Source organism: Butyricicoccus sp. AM78-15b2TA (genome assembly GCF_027665985.1).
Lineage (GTDB): Bacteria > Bacillota > Clostridia > Oscillospirales > Butyricicoccaceae > Agathobaculum > Agathobaculum butyriciproducens.
The window spans coordinates 228359-252674 of the sequence record NZ_JAQEHY010000001.1 but is presented as its reverse complement, the minus strand read 5'-3'; the positions used below and the strand labels follow the sequence as shown (position 1 = coordinate 252674).

Genomic DNA, 24316 nt, shown 5'->3' with positions numbered 1-24316 from the left:
AAAAATACAATCGTAAAAACGGAGGAAAACCCATGGTTAAATTCAAGGCTATCGGCGTTTCGGAGGGTCTGGCGAAGGCAAAGGCTCTCGTTATCAAGGAAGAAGATCTTTCGGTCGTTAAGGAGACCGTTGCCGATGCGGAAGCCGAATGCAAGCGCGTTCTCGACGCAGTGGAAAAAGCCAAGCAGCAGATCGAAGTGCTGCGTGACGATGCGGAAAAGAATATCGGTGCGGCTGAGGCGGAAATTTTTGATGCGCATCTGATGATGCTCGACGACCCTGATTTTGTCGAGGGTATGACAAACATTGTAACGGATGAGAAGGTTTGCGCGGAGTACGCGTGCTTTGTCAACTGCGAGAACTTTCAGGCGATGTTCCGCGCGCTCGACGACGAATATATGCAGGCGCGTGCAGCAGACATCGGTGATATTTCTCAGCGGGTCATTAAGAATCTGAAGGGCATTGCGGACAACGCGATTGACACGATCACTGAGCCGTGCATTATTGTGGCGAACGACCTTACACCGTCCGATACGGCGAAGATCGGCGGCAAGCCGGTTGCCGGTTTTATCACGAAGATCGGCGGCCGCACGAGCCATTCGGCGATCATGGCGCGTTCGATGGGCATTCCGGCGATTGTCGGTGCCGGCGAGAAGGCGGATGAGATCGCGGACGGCGACCTGCTGCTGATCGACGGCGCGGCAGGCGAAGTCGTGGCGCAGCCGGATGAGCAGACGCTTGCCGACTTTGCCGAGCGTCAGAAGGCAGATGCGGCGCATCGTGCCATGCTCGCGCAGTACAAGGATAAGGAGGGCGCGACCTCGGACGGCCGCCGTGTCATTATCGAGGGCAACATCGGTACGCCGGATGACGCAGTCCGCGTAGCGGAGCTTGGCGGTGAAGGCGTTGGCCTGTTCCGCTCGGAGTTTCTGTTCATGGATCGTACTGACCTGCCGAGCGAGGAAGAACAGTTCGCCGCCTACAAGAAGGCGTGTGAGATCATGCAGGGCAAGCCGGTTATCATCCGCACGCTGGACATCGGCGGCGACAAGGAAGTGCCTGCACTGGCGCTGGAGCAGGAACAGAATCCGTTCCTCGGCTACCGCGCGATCCGCATTTGCTTGAATCAGCCGGAGCTGTTTCTGATTCAGCTTCGCGCGCTGCTGCGTGCCGCGCAGTACGGCGATCTGCGTATCATGTTCCCGATGATTTCGTCGGTGGATGAGGTGCGTGATGCAAAGCAGGTGCTCGAGCAGGCGAAGGACATGCTGACCGCGGAAGGCGTACCCTTCAACCCGAACGTCAAGGTCGGCATTATGGTCGAGATTCCGGTGGCGGCTGTCTGCGCAGATGTGCTGGCGAAGGAGGTTGACTTCTTCTCGATCGGCACGAATGACCTGATTCAGTATTCCTGCGCGGTCGACCGCATCAACGAGAAGATTTCCTACCTGTACCGTCCGCTGCATCCGGGCGTGCTGCGCCTGATCGCCATGACGGCCAAAGCAGCGAACGAGAACGGTATCGAAGTCGGCGTATGCGGCGAGATGGCAGGCACGGCCGGCATGGCGCCGGTGCTGTGCGGTCTCGGCGTGACCAATCTGTCCATGTCGGCATCCGCAATGCTGGCAGCAAAGGCAGACCTTGCAAAGCACTCCTACGACGAATGCAGGGAACTGGCTGACAAGCTGCTCGCGTGCGCAAGCGCGTCTGACGCAGAGCGTATTTTCACGGACGGGAGAGAGTCCTGAGCAAGAGTAAAAAGCCGCCGTTTCCTTGTGAAGCGGCGGCTTTGCACTGTTCGGATGGATAGAAATTGACTTGTATCGGAAAACGATATTGTTTATCAGGATAACAAGCATTATCTGAGTAAATCCATGTCGTTTTCCTCGCCCAGTGCGGCGGCCTGTTTCGTTTTGGGCGTAAGCGCAAACGGCTGGACGAAATGGAAAGACAAGTGCGGCAGAACACTTGATGAGCTGTTCCGCAGACAGGCAGAGAAAGCATAAGTAAAGGGACACGGAATGATTCTGTGTCCCTTTTTTCGCAGGAAAGAGAAGCGTTTAGCCCTGGTTTGCCATATTCTGCTCGTAGGATTCGATCATCTTCTTCACCATCTGACCGCCTACGGAGCCGGCCTGACGGCTGGTCAGATCGCCGTTATAGCCCTGCTTAAGGTTTACGCCGACCTCGGCAGCTGCCTCCATTTTGAAGCGATCCATTGCCGCGCGTGCTTCCGGTACCATGCCCTGATTAGAACCATTTTTCGTGTTAGTCATGTTTGTTCGCTCCTTTTCGATTCGGTTTGGTGTATTGGGTTTTGCTGATAGTAGGTTGCGCACCAAAGGTCGAAATATGAGATGCAAATGCTGTGACGGAAGCCAGAAAATATGATAAGCAAACGCGTTTTGCCAGCGCAGGAAAACAAGCGTTGAAAATTTGCCTTCGTACAGTGCATAAAACCTGCTCTATTCATATAATAAAGGAAAGCACAGACATATACAGCCTTATTAGTTACGGTATATACTGCAGATGGGTTAGTTTATTCTAACTTGTCGTTTCCGCCCGTCACCCAGCCGTCCGGATGTGTTTTTCACTAAATTGTAAGCAAACACGTCTTGCAAGGATTTGTGCAATATGCTAATATGATGGTGATACATGTCCGATGCACAAATGTGCAATATGCGGACACGGGAACGAATTCCGAGAAAGTCTGACAGCGATCGGAAGCGACAGTGGAGGTGTCGCTGAAAAAGTCATATTCACTCAAATTAGGATGCTTAACCTTTTGCAAGCACAGATTTACGTGGAAATAAGGCGGCTATGCCGCTTTATCAATAATGGATAGAGAACAGAAAGGACATCATAGTATGAGTCAAAACGAAAAGAAGGTATTCGGCAGACACAAAAAACAGGAAGAATCGCCTTTAGAGCAGACGCAGGCGGTGCCTGCGGTACAGGATGAAATCGCGGCAGAGCCTGCAGCCGAGGCGTCGCCCAAGCGCAACAAATACGCAGACAAAATGAATCGCAAAAAGCGCAGACTGAGCAAGGGTGCGCGTATCGGCATTACGGCGGCGGCAGTTGCGCTGCTGCTTGGCGGCGGTATCTGGGCTGTGGTGAAATCCCGCGATGCGGGCACGGAGAATGTGACGCAAACCACGGCTGCGGTCAGCTGCGGCGATCTGGAGACCTACATAGAGGGAAGCGGCGTTACTGCTGCAAAAAAACGTGAGGAGCTTGGCCGGGAGGTTAAGGGCAAGGTAACACAGGTGCTGGTTGCCGAGGGCGACGAGGTGCACACCGGCGATCCACTGCTGGTGATCGACCCGACCGAAACCCGCAAGGAGCTTGCGGATGCACAGAAGGAGCTGACCGAGGCGGAACGCGGTGTCTCGGACGCGCAGCTGGAGGTCTCCAAGGCACAGTCCGACTTGAGCGCGGCGCAGAGAAAACTGAGCCGTCTGCACATCACGGCGCCGTTTACCGGCAAACTGATTCCGACGAAGGATTCGGACAACAAGGATGTGTCCTTCCGTGTCGGTGAGCAGGTGAGCGAGGGACAGGTCATCGGCTACATGGTAAATGACCGTCAGATGAAGCTGACGCTGGCGTTTAGCGCAGAATATGCCCGCAGCATTCGCACCGGACAGGCGGCCACGGTATCCATCGCTTCTGCGATGAGCGAGGTGAGCGGTACGGTATCGTCGGTCGAGACAGCGCAGCAGATTTCGAGTGAAGGTGTGCGCGTTATCCGCGTCGGCATTACGGTGAATAACCCCGGTTCGCTGACAAAGGGCATGACAGCCACAGCGACGATCAATGCCGGACGCCTCGGTGCGATCTATCCGGCGAACGCAGGTACACTGGAATACAGCCGCGAGGAAGCCGTCACCGCACAGATAAGCGGCGAGATCATTAAGCTGAACGGCACAAGCTACAGCACCTACAACGGCGGTGCGCTTATCATGTCCCTGTCGAGTGACGCTTCTAAGGATGAGATTTCAGCCGCGCAGAATGGTATTGCGGCGGCAAACCGCACGGTTGCCAGCGCAAAGACGGTTGCAGACGAAAAGCGGGCACACATTGCCGAACTGCAGCAGAAGATTCAGAACTCGACCGTTACCTCTCCGATAGACGGCGTTGTTGTCAGCCTGAACGCCGTTGAAGGACAGGAGGCGACCGGCTCGGAGACGCTCGTTGTGGTTGCTGATTTGAATGATATTGTCGTCAACGCCGAGGTCTCCTCGATGGATATCGGCTCGGTGCAGCAGGGACAGCAGGCGACTATGACGATGTACGCGTCGGACGGCTCCGAGATTTCGCTGACCGGCGAGGTGCAGTCGGTTGCGCTGGAGCCGACACAGAACTCCAGTAACGGGCAGGGCAGCATGCCGACCTTCAAGGCGGTCATTTCGGTGGATCCGCTGGAGGGACAGAAAATTTACAGCGGTATGTCGATCGAATATAAAATCACGACGGCCTCGTCCTACGGCTGCCTGATGGTACCGTCGTCGGCTATCGTCAACACGGACAGCGGCACAGCTGTATTCGCCAAGCCGCTGACGGACGAGAACGGAAACGAGATTCCGTTTGAGGAAACCCTGCCGATTCCCGAGGGTACTGAAGGCATTCCGGAAGACTATCAGCTTGTACCGGTCGAGACCGGCATTGCCGATTCGACCAACACGGAAATCCTCGGCGGTCTGGAAGAGGGCACCGAGGTATTCCTCGCCGGTCCGAGCGATCTGTATGCCGAAATGTCGGGTGACGGCATGTCCGCCGGTATGTCCGTCGGTTAAGGAGGGCGCGCTTATGTGGGAAAGAAAGGCGCAGACTCCTGACACGGAGCGCCGCGCTGAATTGTTAATTGACGTTCAGCGCATGAGCAAGATTTACAACGAAGGAAGAGAAAACGAAGTGCGTGCACTGGATGACATCTCGCTGCAGGTGCAATGGGGGGAGTTCCTGTGCATTCTGGGACAGTCCGGCTCGGGCAAGTCCACGCTGATGAACATTCTCGGCTGTCTGGATATTCCGACCTACGGCTCTTATCATCTAAACGGGCAGCTGGTCAGCGATATGAAGCCGTCCGTATTGTCCGGTATCCGCAACCGGGAGATCGGGTTTATCTTTCAGGGCTTTAATCTGATTCCGGCGCTGACGGCGCTCGAAAACGTCGAGCTGCCGCTCATCTACCGCGGTATGCCGCGGGAGGAACGCCGCCGTCTGGCGCAGGAGGCGTTAGTCTCGGTCGGTCTGGAAAAGCGCATGGATCACCGTCCGGGCGAGATGTCCGGCGGACAGCAGCAGCGTGTTGCGATCGCGCGTGCGGTAGCAGCCAAACCGCCGATCATCATGGCGGACGAGCCGACCGGCAATCTGGATTCTGCTTCCGGTCTGGATATTATGCGCAAGCTGACTGCACTCAATGAGCAGGGAACCTCCATCATCCTCATCACGCATGACAACCATCTTGCACAGATGGCAAAACGTATCGTGACGATACAGGACGGCAGGATCATTTCGGACACGAAAGGAGGGGCCGTATGAATTGGATGCAGACGGTTCGCATGGCGTTCAAGTCCATTCTGAACAACAAGGTTCGCTCGATTCTGACCATGCTGGGCATCATCATCGGTGTGGCATCGGTTATCGCTATCGTGGCGTCGATTCAGGGCACGAGCAAGCTGCAGCGTCTGCAGTATGAGGCGATGGGCGTCAACCGCATCAACATCTACGGATACGGTGCCAAAAACCGCGATTGGCAGGAGTTTGAGGACTATATAACGAATGATCTGTCCGACAAAATCGCTGCATGGTCGCCGCAGAGCCAGTATTACGACTGGCAGAACAGCGGCATCCAGTACCGGGCCAAAAGGCTGGATAACAACGACAGCAACAGCGGCTACACCTATATGTACTTCGGCAACGAGCATTACGGCGAGGTGACAAGTCATGCGATCTCCGCCGGACGGGATATTTCCGCTGCGGACTGCCGCACGCGCGCCCGCGTCTGTGTGATCGGAGAAACACTGCGCAAGTATTTCTTCGGGGCGATGAGTCCAATCGGGCAGAAGCTGCAGATCGGCGGCAAGGGCTTTGAGGTCATCGGCGTGTATGCCGGCAAGTATGACGGTAAGCTGAATACAGACGATCAGATGATTGTGATGCCGTACACGCTGCAGAGCACGATGATGAGTGTATACGGCATGGCAGACCGCCAGTATATCGTGAAGGCGGCGGACAAGGAAGCGATTACCGAGCTGACAGACGAGCTTCTGCCGGGCTTTATGCAGGGACGCTGCGAGGCGGGAAACGGATACTTTTCTGCTTCGTCGGACAGCCAGTGGCAGGAGCAGAGCGAGTCCTCCAACAACATGCTTGCGCTGCTCGGCGGCGGTGTCGCCGGAATCTCGCTGCTCGTCGGCGGTATCGGCATCATGAATATCATGCTGGTGTCTGTCACCGAGCGCACCCGCGAGATCGGTATCCGCATGGCAATCGGTGCCCGCAAGCGGGATATTATCGGGCAGTTTCTGGTAGAAGCCTCGGTGGTCTCGTGCTGCGGCGGTGTGATCGGCATTGTGCTCGGCTGCTTTCTTTCGGCGGTGCTGGGCAATCTGCTGCTTGCGAAAACGCAGAACAGCTACATGCCGACCGTGGAGCAGTTCACCGTACTGCCCTCTGCGGGACTGGTCATCGGTGCATTTCTGTTTTCTGCGCTGCTGGGTATCATCTTCGGACTGTATCCCGCCAATAAAGCCTCGAATCTGCAGCCGGTAGATGCGCTGCGGACGCAGTAAAAGGAAAGGACAGGTAGGAAAATGAAAAAAAGATTTGTCAGCCTGTGTCTGGCAGGCTTGATTATGGTTGCACCGGCTTCGGCGGTGTTTACCGATATTTCAGACAGCAGGGTATCGCAGACGGCCGCCGTTCTGGATGCACTGGGTATCATGCAGGGCGTAGGCGGCGGCAGCTTCGCGCCGGGCAAGGCGCTGACGCGGGCGCAGTTCTGCAAGCTGGCGGTTACCGCCATGGGTGTGACGGATGTAAGTCCGTATGCCAGCTACACGATTTTTCCGGATGTTAAGCATTCGCACTGGGCAGCGCCGTATATCAACGCGGCAGTACGCCATCCGGAGCTGAAGGAAAAGTCCATCATCCGCGGCTATGCGGACGGCAGCTTCGGCCCGGATAAGATTGTCAGCTACGGCGAGGTCTGCACCATGCTGCTGCGTATGCTGGGCTATAAAGAGGAGGACGTCGGTCCGTTCTGGCCTGCGGACTATATCGCGCAGGCACAGGCTATCGGTCTGACGGACGGTGTCACGATTGCGGATGCGCGTGCCGCAGTCAAGCGCGGAGATGCGGCGGTGCTTCTGCTGAACGCTCTGAATACGGATAAAAAGGGAGAAGAGGGCAGCACACTGCTTGACAAGGTCGCGTCCTCGACGGTCAAGGACTGCATTCTGCTTGAGACCGGAAAAACACACAGCGGCCTTGCTGCAGATGCGGCATTGTTCTATGAGGACGGTGTTGTGGATGCGGAATCTCCCCGTAAGACCGCCGGTACGCTGGACAGCAGCATGATCGGCGTGTACGGCACGATCGTTATCGGCAAGGGCAGCAGCAAGGTTGCGGTCGGTGTGATTCCGAACGGCAACAAGACCGAAACTTATGAGGTTGTCAATGCGGAAGCGGATCGTATCGTTACCACGAACGGAACACTGCGTCCGGACCGTAAAACCAAGCTGTATATCAGCCGCGATTATGCCATGGGCGAGTATGAAAATGTATGGGCGAACCTGCAGTCCGGCGACACGCTGACCCTGTACTACAACGAGTACGGCGTGCTGCAGCTGATGGCAGTCCTGCCGAAAACGACAGCAGGCGCCGCACACTCGTTTGTTTACGGTCTGGCGACCTCGCGCCGGATTCCGGCAGAGTATACGATCATCAAAAACGGTGCGAAGATCGACGCGAGCAAGCTGAAAAAGTACGATGTTGTGACGCTCGATGCCGCAAACCGTCAGGCGATCGTTTCGGATACCAGGCTGAGCGGCAAATATCAGACCGACTCGACAACGTACAGCCATCCCTCTCAGGTGGATATTCTGGGACAGAAATTCTCGGTTTCCTCCGAGGCGGCGGCAACGTTCAAGGATATGAAGCTGAACGATTACATCACGCTGCTGTTTGACGCGGACGGCAATGTTGCGGCTGCGTACCCGAAAAAGGACGTCAGCGCGGAGATGCAGGGCATTGTCACCAAAATTGACGGGAAAAAGGCCACGGTCACGCTGACAAACGGTCTGACCCTGCGGGATATTCCAATCGCCAAGGACGTAAAAACCGATGTGATGGGTCGCCTTGTTACGGTCAGCCAGTCCGGTGAGGGGGCAGACCTGATTCGCCGCACGCTTTCCGGAAAGACCGCCGGAAACTGGTCTGTTGCGGAGGGCAAGCTGGGCGGTAACGCCGTTTCCTCCAAGGTGCGCGTGTATGAGGAGGTGCTCTCCGGCGCACCGCTGAATGCAATCAACGTCAGCGATATTGACCTGACCTCGGTTCCGGCTTCGCAGATTAAGTATACCGTGCAGGATAATGCAGGAACGGTGACCAATATCGTCCTCGGCGATGTGACCGGAGAAAGCTGGATTTATGGTATTGGCTATGGCAAGCGGAAAAATAGTGCACCTAAGAGCGACGAATTGGTGGAAATTGATGGAGAATGGATTGAGTGGTCTAAATGTTCTTCTGACCAAAAAGAACGGTATAAGAAAGATAATCCTAATAGATTTATTGATACATGTTTTGTTTCTATGAAATATTGGGACGGTGCAAAGCAGGAGGAAAGCACATTCCGTGTACTCACGTTGCCGCGCGGTCTGGGCGGTGTACCGATTGCAGTCCCCAGAGGGTATTCAACCGATGAAAGCATCGTCAATACCTCGCTGGATACGCTCAAGCTGACATTGATTGACACGGTAAAGTCGTCGGCATTTGACGGTTCCTCCGGTGTCCGCACCAAGGACGGCTATTACGAGCTGGCAGAGAACATCGGCGTTTACGTCTCGGAGCAGAACCGGTTTGTTTCGCTGCAGACGGCGAAATCCAACTACACGAGCTTCCGCGTATACGCCAATAAAACAGCGGAAAACGGCGGAAAAATCCGTGTGATCGTCGCTTCGTGATTTGCTGTGTGCTGCGGTTATAGTTTTCTGTTAAATAATTGAAATTGCAAAAAACGGATGCTTCTCTGTGCTTGGAGAGGCATCCGTTTTGTTTCGGCTTGGATTTTAATGCAGTCTGCGAGATTCATAAACGCCACAAAAGCAACAAAAAACCGCCTATTCATTACGAATAAGCGGTTTTACATGGTCCGAGTGACAGGACTTGAACCTGCGGCCTCTTGACCCCCAGTCAAGCACGCTACCAGCTGCGCTACACCCGGATTTGCAACGGTCTATCAAACCTTGCCTAAATAGGATACCAAATCCGGAGGGAAAAGTCAAGCGTTTTGTGAAAATTCTTGCAGAAAATTTGCTTTGCAGCGCTTGCTTTCGGTGCAGTCGAAACAGCCATCGCATACGCTGCACCGTACGCGATACACCGCACTTTTCCCATCATAGCACCTGCTTTCTCCCGATACAAAAAAGAAGCCCGCAAAAGCAGGCTCCTTTTCTCATATTTGATTACTGAACTTCTGCTGCCTCAACCTCACGCTTTTCCTCCGCGATATGATGCTTATTCGCGTAGCCGGTCAGAATAAGCGTCAGCGCGCCGTCACCGGTGACATTGCAGGCGGTGCCGAAGCTGTCCTGCAGGGCAAAGATGGTCAGCATAAGCGCGGTGCCGGTGCCGTCAAACAGCAGGATGCCGGTGATCAGACCGAGCGAAGCCATAACCGTACCGCCCGGCACGCCGGGTGCGCCGATGGCGAAAATGCCGAGCAGCACGCAGAACAGGATCATGGTTCCGACAGACGGAATCTTGCCGTACAGAATCTGCGAGATTGTCATGACGAAGAAAACCTCAGTCAGCACCGAGCCGCACAGATGGATGTTGGCGAACAGCGGAATACCGAAATTAACCATGTCCTTGCGCAGCACCGTGGATTTCTTTGCGCAGCGCAGAGCAACTGCCAAAGTCGCTGCAGAGGACATCGTGCCGACCGCAGTGATGTACGCCGGACCGTAGTGCTTCACCACTTCGATCGGGTTCTTGCCCGAGTATGCGCCCGCAACTCCATAGAGCAGCGCCATCCAGATATAATGACCGATCATAACGATGATGATGACCTTGATGAACACCGGAAACTGCTTGGTGATCGTGCCCTCATACGCCAGACCGCAGAAGGTGGACGCGATAAAGAACGGCAGAATCGGGATGATGATCTTGGTGACGATGGCGAGGACAATATTCTGCACCTCGTCAAGCAGGGACTCCATCATCTTGGATTTGGTCCAGGTGATAGCCAGACCGACCATCAGCGACAGCGCCAGTGCGCTCATCACGTTCATGACCGCCGGAATCTCCAGCTGGAACAGTACCTCGGGCAGTTCGCGCAGGCCGTCAACCTGCGATACGATCGACAGGTGTGGAATGAGTGCGTAACCGGCTGCCGTGCTCATCAGCGCCGCGCCGACCGACGACACATATGCGATAATGAGCGCAATGCCCAGCATTCTGGATGCGTTGTGGCCCAGCTTGGTGATGGACGGCGCAATAAAGCCGATAACGATCAGCGGCACACAGAACGTGATGATCTGACCGAGCACCTGCTTGATCGTCACGACCACGTTCATCACGGCCTCGTTCGCCACCAGACCGAGCACGATGCCCACCGCAACGCCAAGCAGCAGCTTGAACGGCAGGCTGTTTAGAATTTTTTTCATACCTACATACTCCCTTTGTTTGCGTTGCATCTGGATGACATCGGCGGATTTCTCCTCAGCCTGTCACGCTGCCGCCAAGTTGCCATGTGGACACAATGATATACCTATATGATACAATTTACAGCGCGTTTCGTCAAGGCAAATACGGGAAATGGCTGCGCCAAATAAAAACAGAGCGGTTTTTTTCTGCAATTTATGGTATACTTAAGGCATACCACAATCGCTTCTGTCCAATTATGCGGTATTGCCATAGAAACACCGACAAGGGAGGAAAAATCATGTCACAAACCTTAACCATAACGGCGGAGCAGGTGCTTGCATCGGCAGAGCGCATCCGCGAGGATATTGTCCGCGACCGGCGGACGCTGCACGCTGCACCCGAGGTCGGCACCGACCTGCCGAACACTGTAGCCTGCGTCAAAAAACGCCTGCTTGAGATGGGCTATCGGCCGCGCGAGCTGGCAGGCGGTGTCGTCGCAGAGATAACCGGCACCGAGACTGGCCGCTGTCTGCTCCTGCGCGCCGACATGGACGCGTTGTGCGTGACCGAGCAGACCGGACTGGATTTCGCATCCGCGAACGGCTGCATGCACGTCTGCGGCCACGACATGCACGCGGCGATGCTGCTCGGTGCGGCAAAGCTGCTGCGCGAGTACCAAGGTGAGCTGAACGGCACGGTCAAGCTGGTGTTTCAGCCGGACGAGGAGGGCTTTACCGGCGCGAAGGCCATGCTCTCGGCGGGCGTGCTGAAAGACCCGGCACCGCAGGCAGGCTTTGCGCTGCACGTCAATTCGGGCACGCCGTCCGGACTGGTTCTGTGCGGACGCGGCACGTTTATGGCGGGCTGCACGCTGTTCCGCATCACGGTAAACGGCGTTGGATGCCACGGCGCAATGCCGGAAAAGGGCGTGGACCCGCTCAATATCGCAAGCCACATTTACCTGTCGCTGCAGGAGATCATCAGCCGCGAGATCGGCGCAAAAACGCCTGCTGTCGTGACCATCGGCCGCATGACCGGCGGTGAGGCGCCCAACATTATCCCGCAGACTGCGGTGCTCGAGGGTACCATCCGCAGCTTTGACCGCGACCTGTCTGCGCAGATCTTCACCCGTATCGGGGAAATCGCACAGTGTACCGCACAAGCGTTCCGCGGCACAGCCGTCACGGAAGAGATTGTGTCCGCGCCGCCGCTCAGGAATGACGTTGCGCTGACCAATCGTATGGCAGACCTTGCCGGGGCGCTGTTCGGTGAAAAGCTGGTCTATCGGATGGACGAGGGCGGCATGGGCTCGGAGGATTTTGCGTCCTACACCTACGATTTACCGTGCGCATACCTGCTCATCGGTGCAGGCACCAAGCAGGAAAATCCTGCGTTCGGTGAGCCGATGCACAACGAAAGGGTCGTGTTCAACGAGGATATCCTGCCGCGCGGCGCAGCACTGCACACATGGTGCGCGCTGAACTGGCTGGCAGACGAGGGTAACGCATGAAAACCGAACAATTCTTCATCGAAAACACACCGGCGGTGCTGTACGGCGAGCCGTCGGACACGCTGTGGCTGTTCGTTCACGGACAATTCGGCTGCAAGGAAGAAGCCCTGCCGTTTGCCGAAATCGTGGCTCCGGACGCACAGGTTTTGTCCATCGACCTGCCGAATCACGGCACACGCCAAAACCGGGATGAGGAATTTGCACCATGGACAGCCGCACCCGAACTCACCCGCGTGATGGCTTACGCAAGAGCACACTGGCGCGCGACAAACGTGCGCGCGACCAGCATCGGGGCGTATTTTGCGCGGCTGGCGTTTGCCGCACCGGAAAAAGCGCTGTTCGTGTCGCCCATCGTGGATATGGAGCGCTTGATCTGCGACAGAATATGCGCGGCAGGCATTACCGAGCAAATCCTGCGCGAGCGCGGCATGTATCCCGCAAGGGAAGGGGATATGATCTCGTGGGACTACCTTTGCTGGGTGCGTGCGCATCCGGCAAAGGACTGGTACTGCCCGCAGTACATTCTCTACGGCGAAAATGACAGCATGACTGACTTGGCGACTATCCGCACTTACACGGCACAATCCGGTGCGGAGCTGATCATCGTGCCGCAAGGCGAGCACTGGTTCCACACACCGGAGCAGCTGGCCGTTATGGCCGACTGGGAACGCAAACATAAATAAGGAGCACAATATGATTCAGGAAATCTGCAAAGACGAGAAATTTTTAGCGCAGAAGGCCGAGCAGGCCACGCCGGACGATATCCAAACCGCAACCGACCTGCTGGAAACGCTCGAAGCGCATAAGGACGGCTGTGTCGGCATGGCGGCGAACATGATCGGCGTGAACAAGCGCATCATCGCGTTCGATAACGAGGGAACGTACATGGTGATGTTCAACCCGCAAATCGTCAAGCAGTCCGGCGGCTATGAGGCCGAGGAGGGCTGTTTGTCGCTGACCGGCACGCGCAAAACGCGCCGCTGGCAATCCATCAAGGTGCAGTACCAGAACGAAAAGTTCCAGACAAGACTGAAAACCTTCACCGGCTGGACCGCACAGATTATCCAGCATGAGATCGACCATTGCAACGGCATCATTATTTAAGGAAAAAGCAAAGCATAAACCAACGTATACAAAAAGGCACACCAAACGGTGTGCCTTTTTTCTGCCGTTCGCGCAAGCGCAGGCAGCGGCGTACCGCAGTACGCCGATTCAATTCCCTGAAACAGTCCAGCTTTGCCGGACTGTTTCTCCACTGCCCGTGCCCCGTTGCACGGTCTCGTCTGCCGTGCAGACGAGAGGGGGATATCCCACAAAGTTTCTACGGAACTTTGTGGGTATCTAAGGGGGACAGCGTCCCCCTTAGAAGAAGGTTTAGCCCGGCGGCCAGGTCATATCCCGTCCGGAAAGGACGTGGAAATGTAGATGGAACACGCTCTGACCCGCCTGCTCTCCGATGTTGGAGACCACGCGGAAGCTGTCCATGCCGCGCTCCTTGGCAATCTTCGCGATAACCTCAAAGCAGTGCGCCACAACCGCGCTGTTGGACGCATCAACGGCGGCCACAGACTTGATGTGCTGCTTCGGGATCACGAGAAAATGCGTGGGAGCCTGCGGGTCAATGTCGTTGAAGGCGTAGCAGAGGTCATCCTCGTACACCTTGCTCGACGGGATATCGCCCGCGATGATTTTACAGAACAGACAATCTTCCATGGAATGATCGCTCCTTTCTGAAAGGGGAGTGCCGCGAGAGCGTTCCCGCGGCTTGCCCCTAAAGTTTATTACAGCATTGCTTCAACGATGTTGTTGACAGCCTCGAGTGCTTCCTCCAGCTTTGCCGGATTCTTGCCGCCTGCGGTTGCGCTGTCCGGACGGCCGCCGCCGCCGCCGCCAACGATCTTGGCAACTTCCTTGATGATCTTGCCGGCGTGTGCGCCCTTCTTAACAGCTTCAGCGCCGCAGACACAAAGCAGGCTTACCTTGTCGCCGTTGACTGCGGAGAGAACAGCAACCATGTTCTCCTTCTTGCTCTTGATGTCATCGCCCATGGTGCGGAGCATGTCGGCAGATGCGTCATCCAGCTTGGTGGCAACCACGTCTACGCCCTTGATGTTGCGGGATACGTTGAACAGGTCAACCATCTGCATTGCAGCGACCTTTGCGCCCATCTTCTCGAGCTTCTTGTTGAGGGCACGCATATCGTTTACCTGCTGCTCAATCTTGGCAGACAGCTCGTTCGGGTTGGTCTTGAGTACGGCAGCAGCCTCGTTCAGAACCGCCTGACGGTCGTTCATCAGCTTGAGAACAGCCTTGCCGGTAACGGCCTCGATACGGCGCACGCCTGCTGCAACAGAGGCCTCGCCGATGATCTTGAGCGAACCGGCCTTCGCGGTGTTGTCCAGATGCGTACCGCCGCACAGCTCGATGGAGTCACCGGCCTGTACCACGCGGACGGTCTGGCCGTACTTCTCGCCGAACAGCGCCATAGCGCCCTTCTTCTTGGCATCGTCAATGCTCATTTCCTCGGTGATAACCGGGCTGCCAGCCAGAATCGCATCGTTTACCATATCCTCGACCTTGGCCAGCTCCTCGGCGGTCAGCGCTGCAAAGTGGGTGAAGTCGAAGCGGATATGATCGTTTGCGGTGTAGGAGCCTGCCTGCTCAACGTGGTCGCCCAGTACGGCGCGGAGCGCCTTCTGCAGCAGGTGGGTGGAGGTGTGTGCACGGCAGATTGCCTGGCGGTAAGCCGCATCAACAGAAGCCGTAACCTCATCCTCAACGGACAGCTCGCCCTCGGTAACGACGCCGATGTGCATGTACTTGCCGTCCTTGGTCTTCTGCACGTCGGAAACGGTCATAGTGCCGTTCTTGCCGGTGATAACGCCGTGGTCACCGATCTGACCGCCCATCTCTGCGTAGAACGGGGTGCGGTCGAGCACAACAGTGATCTTCTCGCCCTTGGCAGCTGCGCCGGAAACCTCGCCCTCGTTTACGATAGCAAGGATCTTTGCGGACTCCTCGAGGGTGGTGTAGCCATCAAATGCGGTCTTGATGGACTTGTCAAGACCCAGATCCTCGCTCTGCCAGCCGAGGTCACCCATCTTCTTGCGGTCTTCACGGGCACGCTCGCGCTGCTCGTTCATCAGGCGGTCGAACTCCTCACGGCTGGTGGTCATGCCCTGCTCCTCGAGTACCTCAAGGGTCAGGTCGATCGGGAAGCCGTAGGTGTCATACAGCTGGAATGCGTCCGCAGCGGGCAGTTCCTTGCCGTCGGAAGCGGCGATCTTATCATTCAGGATAGCCAGACCGCTGTCGATGGTCTTGTTGAAGCTGGCTTCCTCGTTCTCGATAACCTTGTGGATATATTTCTGCTTCTCAACCAGCTCCGGATATGCGCCGCCGGACTCGTTGATAACGGTGGAAGCAACGTCGGACATAAACGGCTTGTCAATGCCGAGCAGCTTGCCGTGACGAACAGCGCGGCGCAGCAGGCGGCGCAGAACGTAGCCGCGGCCCTCGTTGGACGGGATAACGCCGTCGCAGATCATCATAACGGTGGAGCGGATGTGGTCGGTGATAACGCGCAGGGAAACATCGGTCTTATCGCTGTCGCCGTAGTGCTTGCCGGCGATCTCGGAAACCTTGTTGGTGATGTTGCGCACAGTGTCAACGTCGAACAGGGAGCCAACGCCCTGTACCACGCACGCCAGACGCTCCAGACCCATGCCGGTGTCGATGTTCTTCTGCTTCAGCTCAGAGTAGTTGCCGTGACCGTCGTTGTCGAACTGGGAGAATACGTTGTTCCATACCTCCATGTAGCGGTCACAGTCGCAGCCGACGGTGCAGCCGGGCTTGCCGCAGCCGTACTCGGGGCCGCGGTCGTAGTAGATCTCAGAGCACGGGCCGCACGGACCGGAGCCATGCTCCCAGAAGTTGTCCTCCTTGCCGAAGCGGAAGATACGCTCCGGTGCAATGCCGACCTCCTTGTTCCAGATCTCGAATGCCTCGTCATCATCCACATAGATGGACGGATACAGGCGATCCGGGTCAATGCCGACCCACTCCGGACTGGTCAGGAATTCCCAGCTCCAGTGAATGGCCTCGCGCTTGAAGTAGTCGCCAAAGGAGAAGTTGCCCAGCATCTCGAAGAAGGTGCCGTGACGGGCGGTCTTGCCAACGTTCTCGATATCACCGGTGCGGATGCACTTCTGGCAGGTGGTAACGCGGTGGCGCGGCGGCTCCTGCTCGCCGGTGAAGAACGGCTTCATCGGCGCCATGCCGGAGTTGATGAGCAGAAGCGACGGATCGTTCTGCGGGATGAGCGAAAAGCTCGGCAGGCGGAGATGACCCTTGGTTTCAAAGAAACTGAGGTACATCTCGCGCAGCTCGTTGAGTCCTCTGTACTGCATATAAATTGATTCCTCCAAAAAAGAATTTACGGAAATAAAACAGAAAATGAAAAAAGCCTCCGCCCGGACTTCAAGGGCGAAAGCATGCTTCCACGGTACCACCTTGATTTGAATATGGGTATGCCATATTCATCTCAGTAATCCGGTATCGGGGATCGGACGGTCTGTTTCAGTTGCAGACTGCTCGGAAGTGGCTGTTTTCCGCACCGGACAAGGACTTGCAGCGAATGTCCTCTCTCTGAAGAACGGCGGATGGAAAACTCGTTTCCTCATCGCATTTTCTGTATTGCGTATCTATTATGCCACTTTTGCGGGCAGTTGTCAACCGAAATCGCGGAAAGTTGCGCTCAGCGGAGTGTGCGGCGCCCGCCGCGGGGGCAAAAAGGAAGGGACACCTGCGGTTTCCCTTCCTCTTTGAACTCTTGCCTTTCCCTTGTTAGATAGTCTGGCGCAGACCAGAGACCGGCAACCGCTCCGAAAATAGGGAACGGCAGAGGATTTTTCCTCTACTACGGACGGACTGCCTTCGTTGTTCGTCCTCTTGAGCAACCTGTTCGCAGTGTCAGATACCGTTCTGCTACACATGTGATTTCATCTGCGCAGGCGCGACATAACCGTGTCGCGCAACCCTTTTGCACGTTGCAACGTACAGCACCTACGAATTTATGCGTTCGGCACCATTTATCTTCGCAGGTTCTGTCTATAACAACGCGCTAACGAATTGCGCGGCACTGGTGTGCCGCGCCGTGCGCAGAGTAGCCCGCCTGTGTAGCAGTACGCTATCTGTGAACTGCGAATAGGTTGCGAAAGACACGCTGCGGTAACCCGACTGCCGTTCCCCTATTTCGCAGCGATCGCCGCTCTCCGATTTTCGCCGTGCTAATAGGGAAAGGGGAGTTTCACAAGAGGGTGGAAACCGCAGGTGTCTACCCTCTTGTGCGCCAGCGCGGCGTCAGCGCAGTTCCGTTCGCTTCGCAAGCGAAAATCCCCCCGCCCGGACAGGGCGAACCGCCTGTGCGGTTCGTAGCCCCCGGAAACTCGGTGCAGAAAAAAGGAGCCCGCCTTATAGCGAGCTCCAAAGAGAGAGGTAGGATAAATTCGATTTTAACCTTCTGCGGTATCCGGACGCGTAACCTTCTTGACCCACTTCCAGCTGTGCAGGCGGATAGCCACGGGAATGATCTTATACAGCTGATCCCACTTGAGCAGGAAGAACACGACAACCGGCGGGAACTTCCACCAGAAAGCTGCCATTGCCGAGAACGGCACGACGATAAGCCACATGCTGATGATATTCATCTTGGCGCTGAACTTGGTGTCGCCGCCGCCGCGGATGATGCCGTTATCGCATGCCATCTGGTACGAGGTGCCGACCGTTGTGATGGCGAGCACCATCATGAACTGCAGCGAATATTTGTAGGCGGTTTCGGTGAGCGTACCGCCGAGCAACGCAAGGATCGGTACGCGCAGAAGGAAGATCAAAAGACCCGAGCACAGTCCGATGGAGACGAACAGGATCTGCAGTGTATGTACGAGCGGATGCAGCCGCTGCTGATTGCCCTCGCCGATGGTGCGGCCGACCACAATGCCGGATGCGGACGCGGCGCCATAGCAGACAACCGACAGAACCTGATATACCTGCACCGCGATCGCGTTGGCAGCCGTGGCATCGCCGCCGAGATGACCGAGGATACCGGTCTGTACCATCTGCGCGATGCCCCAGAGCGCCTGATTGATGAGCACCGGCAGGGAAACGTGCATGTAATCCTGCACATAGCTGGTGTCGATGTGAACCAGCTTGCGCAGGCTCAGGTTCAGCTTGTGCTCCTTAAACTTCAGGTAGTAGATAACGATGAGCAGCTCCACACAGCGGGAAACCAGCGTTGCGATAGCTGCACCGCGCACACCCAGCTCCGGACAGCCGAAGTGGCCGTAGATCAGGCAGTAGTTCAGGCACACGTTGATGATGAGCGTCGAACCCGAGATCATGTAGCCGATCTTTACTACACCGATCGAGCGGAGAGACGCGACCAGAATATTGGTTATTGTAAAGATAATATAGGTAAAGCAGATGATCTGGAAATACTTTTCACCTTCCGCGATGACCGTTGGCGAGTTGGACAGCAGCGACAGCAGCTGGTGCGGGAAGAACAGCACAATGCCGAACATCAGCACCGCCAGTGAACCGCCGAAGCGCAAAGCCACACCGATAATGTGAGGGATCGGCTCCAGCTTGTTTTTGCCCCAGTACTGCGAGCCCATAACGACCGCGCCCTCACCTGCACCGACGACCAGCATCTGCAGCAGAAACTGCACCTGATTGCACAGGCTTACGCCGCCCATGGCATCCTGACTGTACCGGCCGAGCATCATGGTGTCCATCAGGTTTACGCCGTAGGTAAGCAGGTTTTGCAGCGCCAGCGACAGTGCCAGCACCATAAAGGATTTATAAAACGTCTTTTCCTTTATCATTACAACAACCCCTTGCCTTCAAAGCTGATCGGACGGAACGAACCGCAATATCTATCGTTCCGGCTCAGCTTTTTTATTTTCCGTAAACAGCATACCGAATTTTCTTTGATTTGGCAATAACAAAATACTGCAATCTATTCATATTTTGTGCTATCATAGAAAGCAGAGGAGGGAGTGCCGTGAAGGTTTTCAGTGAGCCGGGTGTGCTGTCGCGCTCGGAACGATTTTTCTCAACGCCGTCCGCAACGGCTCGGCGGCTGTTTTACTATGTCACCCGCGTGGGACATTATTACTACGATGCACGGTATAATTTTCTCGACAGCTGCGACATCGCCCATCTGGAAAGCCATAAGAATCTCTTTCTGACCTACGTTCGCTCGGGTATGATGTACTTCGAGACCGACCAGCTCTACTGCGCCGAGCGCGGACAGATCGGACTGGTGGACTGCCGCAGACCGCATCATTTTTATACCAAGGGCGATGCGGAAGCGCTCTGGATTCACTTTGACGGCGCAAATGCGGCGGCATTTTTCGAGCAGATACTCGCGTTCCGCGGCGGCAGGCAGGTGCTTACGCCGCCGGCGGATTTACGCATCGAGCAGGAGCTGGCACAGATCATTTCCGGCTTGCGCACCGGCGACATGACCGAGCTGGACCGCTCGCAGCGCATCTACCGAATCCTGTGCGCGCTGCTGTTTCCGGCGCAGGCGGGACCCGACCGGAAGAACGATGCTATTGCACAGGCGGTCAAGTATATCGGAGAACACCTGTTTGAATCATTGTCCGTGGAGAAGGTGGCGGATGCGGTCAGCCTTAGTCCGTCGCATTTCTCGCGGCTGTTCCGCAGCACGACTGGATTTTCCCCGCACGAGTACATCATGCTGCACCGGATCGACGAGGCCAAGGCCCTGCTGCAGTCCACGTCGCTTTCGGTCAAGGAAATTGCGTTCCGCGTCGGCTACCGCAGTGAGGTCAACTTTATTACAGCCTTCACCGAGAAAACCGGCGCAACACCGACCCAGTTCCGTAGAAATACGCTGTAAGTCGGTCTGCGGTTGCGGCGCGTTCCGGTCTTTGCTATAATAGTAGAAAAGGCAAGGGAGTGACCCTGTATGCGAGAACGCCCTCTGGTTTATCTGGTGCCGCCGATGGCTGCCGCGCTGTACGCGGCAGTCTGTCTGGAGCTGCCGGTGCAGCTGCATATCATTGCGCCGATCGCGCTTCTTCTGGTGCTTGCGGCTGTGTTTCTGCGCCGCCGCAAGTGTCTGCTGAATGTGTTTGCTGTGCTGGCGGCTGCCACTCTTGCGCTGACCGGCTTTGCCGTGTTCCGGGATTTGCGGGTCGTGCCCATTCGTGCTTTAGCCGGCGAAACGCAGGAGCTCACCGCAGCCGCCCTGCGGGATGCCGAGGTGTACGACACCGACCAGCGCGTACTGCTCTCGGCGGAGACTGCAGACGGCAGGCGGTTTCGCCTGCGGTGCTATTTGCCGGAAACCGAACCGCCATTGCTGGCAGGAGACAGGGTACGCGTCATGGCCACACTTTATGTGCCGGACACGCTCGGCGGCTTTGACCGTGCGGCGTATCAGGCGTCCGAGGGCTGCTATATCGCGGGCGCGTATGCGACCGACGAGGAGCACAACGCGGTGCAGTTCGAGGTCTTGGACTCTAAACGGGACAGCCTGCGCTTTGCGCCGCAGAGGATCGCACGGTTCTGCCGAAATGCGGTGCAGCATGCCCTTCCGGAACGTGAAGCCGGTCTGCTGACCGGACTGCTGGTCGGCGGCAGCAAAAATCTGAGCGACACCGACCAGACCGCGTTCCGCATTGCGGGTCTCAGCCATCTGGTGGCCGTTTCCGGACTGCACATCGGCTTTCTCGTCGGGTTCTGCACGCTGCTGTTCGGCAAACGGTGGGGAACGGTTGTGTCCATCCCGCTGGTGCTGCTGTTTGTGCCGGTCGCGGGAGCCACGCCGTCCGTGCTGCGCGCGGCACTGATGTATCTGACGGCTGCAGGCGGATTTCTGCTCCGGCGCCGCTCGGGCGGATTGAACGCGCTGCTGATGGCACTGGCTGTTCTGCTGCTTGTCAATCCGTACTCGATTGCAAGTGTGGGCCTGCAGCTTTCATTCGCGTCTACGCTCGGTCTTATCCTGTTCGCAGGGAAGCTGCAGCATGCACTCGAAAAGCCGTTTGCCGGTGCGCCGAAACTCGTGCGCAAGGTGCTTGCGGTCATCACGAGCGCACTCAGCTGCACGGTTTGCGCTACGATATTTACAGTACCGATTCTGCTGACCTCGTTCGGCGCGGTGTCCGTGCTGTCGCCCATCAGCAACCTGATGACGGTCGGCGTGACCTCGCTCTGCTTTGTGGGCGGGTTCGTGCTGTGTGTTGCAGCAGCCGTCTGTCCGGCGCTTGTGCCGATGCTCGCCGGACTGGTGCGTCCGCTCATAAGCTATCTGCTCTGGTCAGCGAATATCATCGCGGACCTCGGCTTCGGCACGCTGCATCCGAACAACACCTTCGGTCTGGCGGCGCTCGGCATCGTGTTCGCGGCGCTGCTCGTGTGGCTGACTGCCGGAAAGCACGTCAAATGGAAAGCCGTGCTGCCGTGTCTGGCGGTGGTGCTGATCGGCTTATGTATTGCCGAGGTGCAGCACCAGAACGGCCGGTATACGGTGACGTATCTGCCGTGCGGCAGCGGTCAGGCCATTCTGCTGAGCGACACCGAACACGCGATGCTCATAGACTGCGGCAGCTACCGGAACGCTGCGCGTCAGGTACGCGAGTGGCTGCGCTGGAATGGTCTGAAGCGGCTGGATACGGTCGTGTTGACCGCGGTCGATCAGGGACATGCGCGCAACCTGCCGGAGCTGATGGAAACGGTCGAGGTTGGGGAACTGCTCATGCCCGCAGGCTGTCAGGAGCGCAGGACCAACGCCGATTTGCTTTCCTTCGTGCACGAGCGTGAGGCGCAGGAGGTAAGCGAGCCGGTGACGCTCACAAACCCGATTGCGCCGGTGGAGCTTTTCCCGATCACCGAGGGAAAACTGGCCGTAAGCATAGCGGACGAGGTGCTCATCCTGCACAGTCCGACCGAGAAGCAGCTTTCAGCCTATTTGGAACAAAACACGCTGCCTGCCGCAGCGGAGCTGGTGCTCAGTGCGAACCATCTGAGCAGCGGCGAAAGCATGGTACAGTACGCTGAAGCGGCAGGCGCACAGCATATCATCATTGCGGCGAGTTCGGAGAAGGGACTGCGGTCGCACAAGGGACTGGACGTGCAGAGCACCTATAAGGAAGGCGAGATCGCACGGCAGTTCAAAAAGGAGTAACACATGGCGGCAAGAGAAAACAAACCAAACGGAAAGTCACAGCTGATCCGCGACCTGAAAAACGGCGAATTTGCCACGCTGTACATCATTTCGGGCGAGGAAAGCTACATGAAGGAATACTATCTGCGGCAGCTGCGGCAGAAAGTGGTGGACGAGACCTTTGCGGATTTCAATCTTATTGAGTTCGAGGGCAAGGGTCTGACACCGGAAATGCTGACCGAGGCCATTGACAGCTATCCCGCGATGGCAGATAAAAAGCTCATCATCGTCAAGGACTTCGACCTGTTCAAGCCGCCTGCCGGCTTCGCAGACGTGCTGCCGGGCGTGCTCGGTGACCTGCCGGAGTACGTCTGCCTTGTGTTCTACTACGACGTGCTGGACGGCAAGCCGGACAAGCGCACCAAGCTGTACAAAACGCTCGAGAAGCACGCCTGCTTTGCCGAGTTCGCACACGCAGAGGAGCAGGAGCTGGTGGCGTGGCTCGAGCGTCGTGCAAAGGCGCTCGGCTGCATGATCGAACCGGGAGATGCGTCGTACATGATCTTCCTGTGCGGCAATTCCATGACCAACCTCGCCGGTGAGATGGAAAAGGCAGCCGCGCACACCACAACCGGCGTTATCAAGCGCTATAACATCGATGCGGTATGCTCGCCGGTGCTGGATGCGGTCGTGTTCGACCTGACCGACGCGGTAACCGCAGGCAGGTTTGATCGGGCGGTCGCACTCGTCGGGGAGCTGCTCGCGCAGAAGAACAACGAGGTCATGATCTTCACCGCCATCACACGTCACATCCAGCGTCTGTATGCTGCCAAGTTGTGCGCGGAGAATCGCGGCGGCGAAAAACAGCTGATGGAGATGATCGGCTCGAAATCGCCGTACTACGCAAGGCAGATTCAGAATGCAGCACGGCGTGTGCCGCTCAGCTGGCTGCGAAAGGCGGCGTCGCTGTGCGCGGAGACCGATGCCGCACTCAAGGGCGGCGCAGCAGACCGACAGAAGCAGATCGAGCTGACGCTGCTCACCATGGCGGCAGAGCTGAAGGGGGAAAAGAAATGACGCGTATCAGGGAAGCGATTCTGGTAGAGGGACGGTATGACGTGAACACCGTCCGGCAGGTGGTGGATACCGTGGTGCTCGAAAGCGGCGGATTCCGCATTTTTAACAATAAAGACCAGCTCAAGCTGCTGCGCCGTATCGCGGAAACGCGCGGTCTCATTGTGCTGACCGACAGTGACGGTGCAGGCTTTGTCATTCGCAATTACCTCAAGGGCGCGCTGCCGAAGGGCTGCGTCAAGCAGGCGTATGTGCCCGATATCGCGGGCAAGGAACGCCGCAAGCGGCATGGCTCCAAGGAGGGCAAGCTGGGCGTGGAGGGCATGCGTCCGCAGGTGATTCTGGACGCGCTCCGCCGAGCGGGTGCAACCTTTGCACAGCAGGACGAGAGCGAAATGCCGGTGCATCCTGTCATCACCAAGGCGGATTTTTACGAGTGGGGACTGTCCGGCAGATCGGACAGCACGGCGCGCCGCGCTGCCGTTCTGCACGCGCTGGATTTGCCTGCGCACATGACGGCAAATGCCCTGCTGGAGTTTATCAACGCCGTTGGCACGCATGAGCAGGTTGCGGAAATCATTCAGCAGTATGCGGAGAAAATTGAGGAATAATTTCCGCACGAATGATTGAAAAACCTGTCGAAGTATAGTACAATGGTA

18 protein-coding genes and 1 tRNA gene are annotated in these 24316 nt (G+C 56.8%); 13 read left to right on the top strand and 6 right to left on the bottom strand.

The features are described 5' to 3' along the window. Positions 1-32 precede the first annotated feature (32 nt). Both ptsP and PGS25_RS01385 read left to right on the top strand, forming a co-directional pair. Entirely contained in the window at positions 33-1748 is a 1716-nt protein-coding gene (gene ptsP / locus PGS25_RS01390) for a phosphoenolpyruvate--protein phosphotransferase (RefSeq protein WP_270417420.1), read from the top strand. A gap of 87 nt (positions 1749-1835) precedes the next feature. Next, positions 1836-2006: a DUF4357 domain-containing protein gene (locus PGS25_RS01385; protein WP_270417533.1), complete on the top strand. Its 171-nt coding sequence runs from the start codon at positions 1836-1838 to the stop codon at positions 2004-2006. A gap of 54 nt (positions 2007-2060) precedes the next feature. On the opposite strand, the gene PGS25_RS01380 is transcribed toward PGS25_RS01385, so the two are convergent. Then, a complete protein-coding gene (locus tag PGS25_RS01380) occupies positions 2061-2276 on the bottom strand; it encodes an alpha/beta-type small acid-soluble spore protein (RefSeq protein WP_116705097.1) in 216 nt (71 codons plus the stop codon). A gap of 591 nt (positions 2277-2867) precedes the next feature. Between PGS25_RS01380 and PGS25_RS01375 the strand changes: the two genes are divergently transcribed. The 4 genes from PGS25_RS01375 to PGS25_RS01360 are packed head-to-tail and all read left to right on the top strand — an operon-like array spanning position 2868 to position 9194. Continuing rightward, complete coding sequence (locus tag PGS25_RS01375; protein ID WP_270417419.1) at positions 2868-4799, top strand: HlyD family efflux transporter periplasmic adaptor subunit; 1932 nt, start codon at positions 2868-2870, stop codon at positions 4797-4799. A gap of 13 nt (positions 4800-4812) precedes the next feature. Continuing rightward, on the top strand, positions 4813-5550 hold the full coding sequence (locus tag PGS25_RS01370; RefSeq protein ID WP_188885816.1) for an ABC transporter ATP-binding protein: 738 nt from the start codon (positions 4813-4815) through the stop codon (positions 5548-5550). Next, on the top strand, positions 5547-6803 hold the full coding sequence (locus PGS25_RS01365) for an ABC transporter permease (protein ID WP_270417418.1): 1257 nt from the start codon (positions 5547-5549) through the stop codon (positions 6801-6803). The genes PGS25_RS01370 and PGS25_RS01365 overlap by 4 nt, the downstream gene beginning before the upstream one ends. Before the next feature lie 21 nt (positions 6804-6824). Beyond that, positions 6825-9194 carry an S-layer homology domain-containing protein gene (locus PGS25_RS01360; protein ID WP_270417417.1) on the top strand — a complete coding sequence of 790 codons (2370 nt, stop codon included), beginning with the start codon at positions 6825-6827 and terminating at the stop codon, positions 9192-9194. A 184-nt stretch (positions 9195-9378) separates the two neighbouring features. On the opposite strand, the gene PGS25_RS01355 is transcribed toward PGS25_RS01360, so the two are convergent. Beyond that, positions 9379-9454: transfer RNA gene (locus PGS25_RS01355), tRNA-Pro, on the bottom strand. 241 nt (positions 9455-9695) lie between these two features. Continuing rightward, entirely contained in the window at positions 9696-10898 is a 1203-nt protein-coding gene (locus PGS25_RS01350) for a dicarboxylate/amino acid:cation symporter (RefSeq protein ID WP_118358504.1), read from the bottom strand. A 278-nt stretch (positions 10899-11176) separates the two neighbouring features. Between PGS25_RS01350 and PGS25_RS01345 the strand changes: the two genes are divergently transcribed. From PGS25_RS01345 to PGS25_RS01335, 3 genes are read left to right on the top strand one after another with little or no spacing between them, the layout of a single operon-like run. Then, on the top strand, positions 11177-12388 hold the full coding sequence (locus tag PGS25_RS01345; protein WP_270417415.1) for a M20 metallopeptidase family protein: 1212 nt from the start codon (positions 11177-11179) through the stop codon (positions 12386-12388). Next, on the top strand, positions 12385-13071 hold the full coding sequence (locus PGS25_RS01340) for an alpha/beta hydrolase (protein ID WP_270417414.1): 687 nt from the start codon (positions 12385-12387) through the stop codon (positions 13069-13071). The genes PGS25_RS01345 and PGS25_RS01340 overlap by 4 nt, the downstream gene beginning before the upstream one ends. Before the next feature lie 10 nt (positions 13072-13081). Then, positions 13082-13492: a peptide deformylase gene (locus PGS25_RS01335; protein ID WP_117751176.1), complete on the top strand. Its 411-nt coding sequence runs from the start codon at positions 13082-13084 to the stop codon at positions 13490-13492. 270 nt (positions 13493-13762) lie between these two features. Here PGS25_RS01335 and PGS25_RS01330 read toward each other — a convergent pair whose 3' ends face one another. The 3 genes from PGS25_RS01330 to PGS25_RS01320 all read right to left on the bottom strand — a co-directional run bounded on the left by PGS25_RS01330 (position 13763) and on the right by PGS25_RS01320 (position 19269). Continuing rightward, positions 13763-14101, bottom strand: coding sequence for a histidine triad nucleotide-binding protein (locus tag PGS25_RS01330; protein ID WP_118358512.1), 339 nt, complete (start codon positions 14099-14101; stop codon positions 13763-13765). Positions 14102-14169: 68 nt separating this feature from the next. Beyond that, positions 14170-16797: an alanine--tRNA ligase gene (alaS, locus tag PGS25_RS01325; RefSeq protein WP_270417412.1), complete on the bottom strand. Its 2628-nt coding sequence runs from the start codon at positions 16795-16797 to the stop codon at positions 14170-14172. 1104 nt (positions 16798-17901) lie between these two features. Further along, positions 17902-19269, bottom strand: coding sequence for an MATE family efflux transporter (locus tag PGS25_RS01320; RefSeq protein WP_270417411.1), 1368 nt, complete (start codon positions 19267-19269; stop codon positions 17902-17904). A 179-nt stretch (positions 19270-19448) separates the two neighbouring features. Between PGS25_RS01320 and PGS25_RS01315 the strand changes: the two genes are divergently transcribed. The 4 genes from PGS25_RS01315 (at position 19449) to PGS25_RS01300 (ending at position 24268) form a co-directional block, all read left to right on the top strand. Then, positions 19449-20312 (top strand): AraC family transcriptional regulator, encoded by an 864-nt coding sequence (locus PGS25_RS01315; RefSeq protein ID WP_270417410.1) that lies wholly within the window; start codon positions 19449-19451, stop codon positions 20310-20312. Positions 20313-20381: 69 nt separating this feature from the next. Next, positions 20382-22604 (top strand): ComEC/Rec2 family competence protein, encoded by a 2223-nt coding sequence (locus PGS25_RS01310; RefSeq protein WP_270417409.1) that lies wholly within the window; start codon positions 20382-20384, stop codon positions 22602-22604. A gap of 3 nt (positions 22605-22607) precedes the next feature. Further along, on the top strand, positions 22608-23660 hold the full coding sequence (gene holA, locus PGS25_RS01305; protein WP_270417408.1) for a DNA polymerase III subunit delta: 1053 nt from the start codon (positions 22608-22610) through the stop codon (positions 23658-23660). Further along, the gene (locus tag PGS25_RS01300; protein WP_270385241.1) at positions 23657-24268 is read left to right on the top strand and encodes a toprim domain-containing protein; all 612 of its coding nucleotides are present in this window, start codon (positions 23657-23659) and stop codon (positions 24266-24268) included. The genes holA and PGS25_RS01300 overlap by 4 nt, the downstream gene beginning before the upstream one ends. Positions 24269-24316 lie beyond the last annotated feature (48 nt).

What these genes read in the sequence shown, in the direction of transcription:
- PGS25_RS01380 (WP_116705097.1), bottom strand. Translation starts at nt 2,276, where the DNA reads ATGACTAACACGAAAAATGGTTCTAATCAGGGCATGGTACCGGAAGCA.
- PGS25_RS01300 (WP_270385241.1), top strand. Translation starts at nt 23,657, where the DNA reads ATGACGCGTATCAGGGAAGCGATTCTGGTAGAGGGACGGTATGACGTG.
- PGS25_RS01375 (WP_270417419.1), top strand. Translation starts at nt 2,868, where the DNA reads ATGAGTCAAAACGAAAAGAAGGTATTCGGCAGACACAAAAAACAGGAA.
- PGS25_RS01365 (WP_270417418.1), top strand. Translation starts at nt 5,547, where the DNA reads ATGAATTGGATGCAGACGGTTCGCATGGCGTTCAAGTCCATTCTGAAC.
- PGS25_RS01340 (WP_270417414.1), top strand. Translation starts at nt 12,385, where the DNA reads ATGAAAACCGAACAATTCTTCATCGAAAACACACCGGCGGTGCTGTAC.
- PGS25_RS01330 (WP_118358512.1), bottom strand. Translation starts at nt 14,101, where the DNA reads ATGGAAGATTGTCTGTTCTGTAAAATCATCGCGGGCGATATCCCGTCG.
- PGS25_RS01345 (WP_270417415.1), top strand. Translation starts at nt 11,177, where the DNA reads ATGTCACAAACCTTAACCATAACGGCGGAGCAGGTGCTTGCATCGGCA.
- PGS25_RS01320 (WP_270417411.1), bottom strand. Translation starts at nt 19,269, where the DNA reads ATGATAAAGGAAAAGACGTTTTATAAATCCTTTATGGTGCTGGCACTG.
- PGS25_RS01310 (WP_270417409.1), top strand. Translation starts at nt 20,382, where the DNA reads ATGCGAGAACGCCCTCTGGTTTATCTGGTGCCGCCGATGGCTGCCGCG.
- alaS (WP_270417412.1), bottom strand. Translation starts at nt 16,797, where the DNA reads ATGCAGTACAGAGGACTCAACGAGCTGCGCGAGATGTACCTCAGTTTC.
- ptsP (WP_270417420.1), top strand. Translation starts at nt 33, where the DNA reads ATGGTTAAATTCAAGGCTATCGGCGTTTCGGAGGGTCTGGCGAAGGCA.
- holA (WP_270417408.1), top strand. Translation starts at nt 22,608, where the DNA reads ATGGCGGCAAGAGAAAACAAACCAAACGGAAAGTCACAGCTGATCCGC.
- PGS25_RS01350 (WP_118358504.1), bottom strand. Translation starts at nt 10,898, where the DNA reads ATGAAAAAAATTCTAAACAGCCTGCCGTTCAAGCTGCTGCTTGGCGTT.
- PGS25_RS01360 (WP_270417417.1), top strand. Translation starts at nt 6,825, where the DNA reads ATGAAAAAAAGATTTGTCAGCCTGTGTCTGGCAGGCTTGATTATGGTT.
- PGS25_RS01335 (WP_117751176.1), top strand. Translation starts at nt 13,082, where the DNA reads ATGATTCAGGAAATCTGCAAAGACGAGAAATTTTTAGCGCAGAAGGCC.
- PGS25_RS01370 (WP_188885816.1), top strand. Translation starts at nt 4,813, where the DNA reads ATGTGGGAAAGAAAGGCGCAGACTCCTGACACGGAGCGCCGCGCTGAA.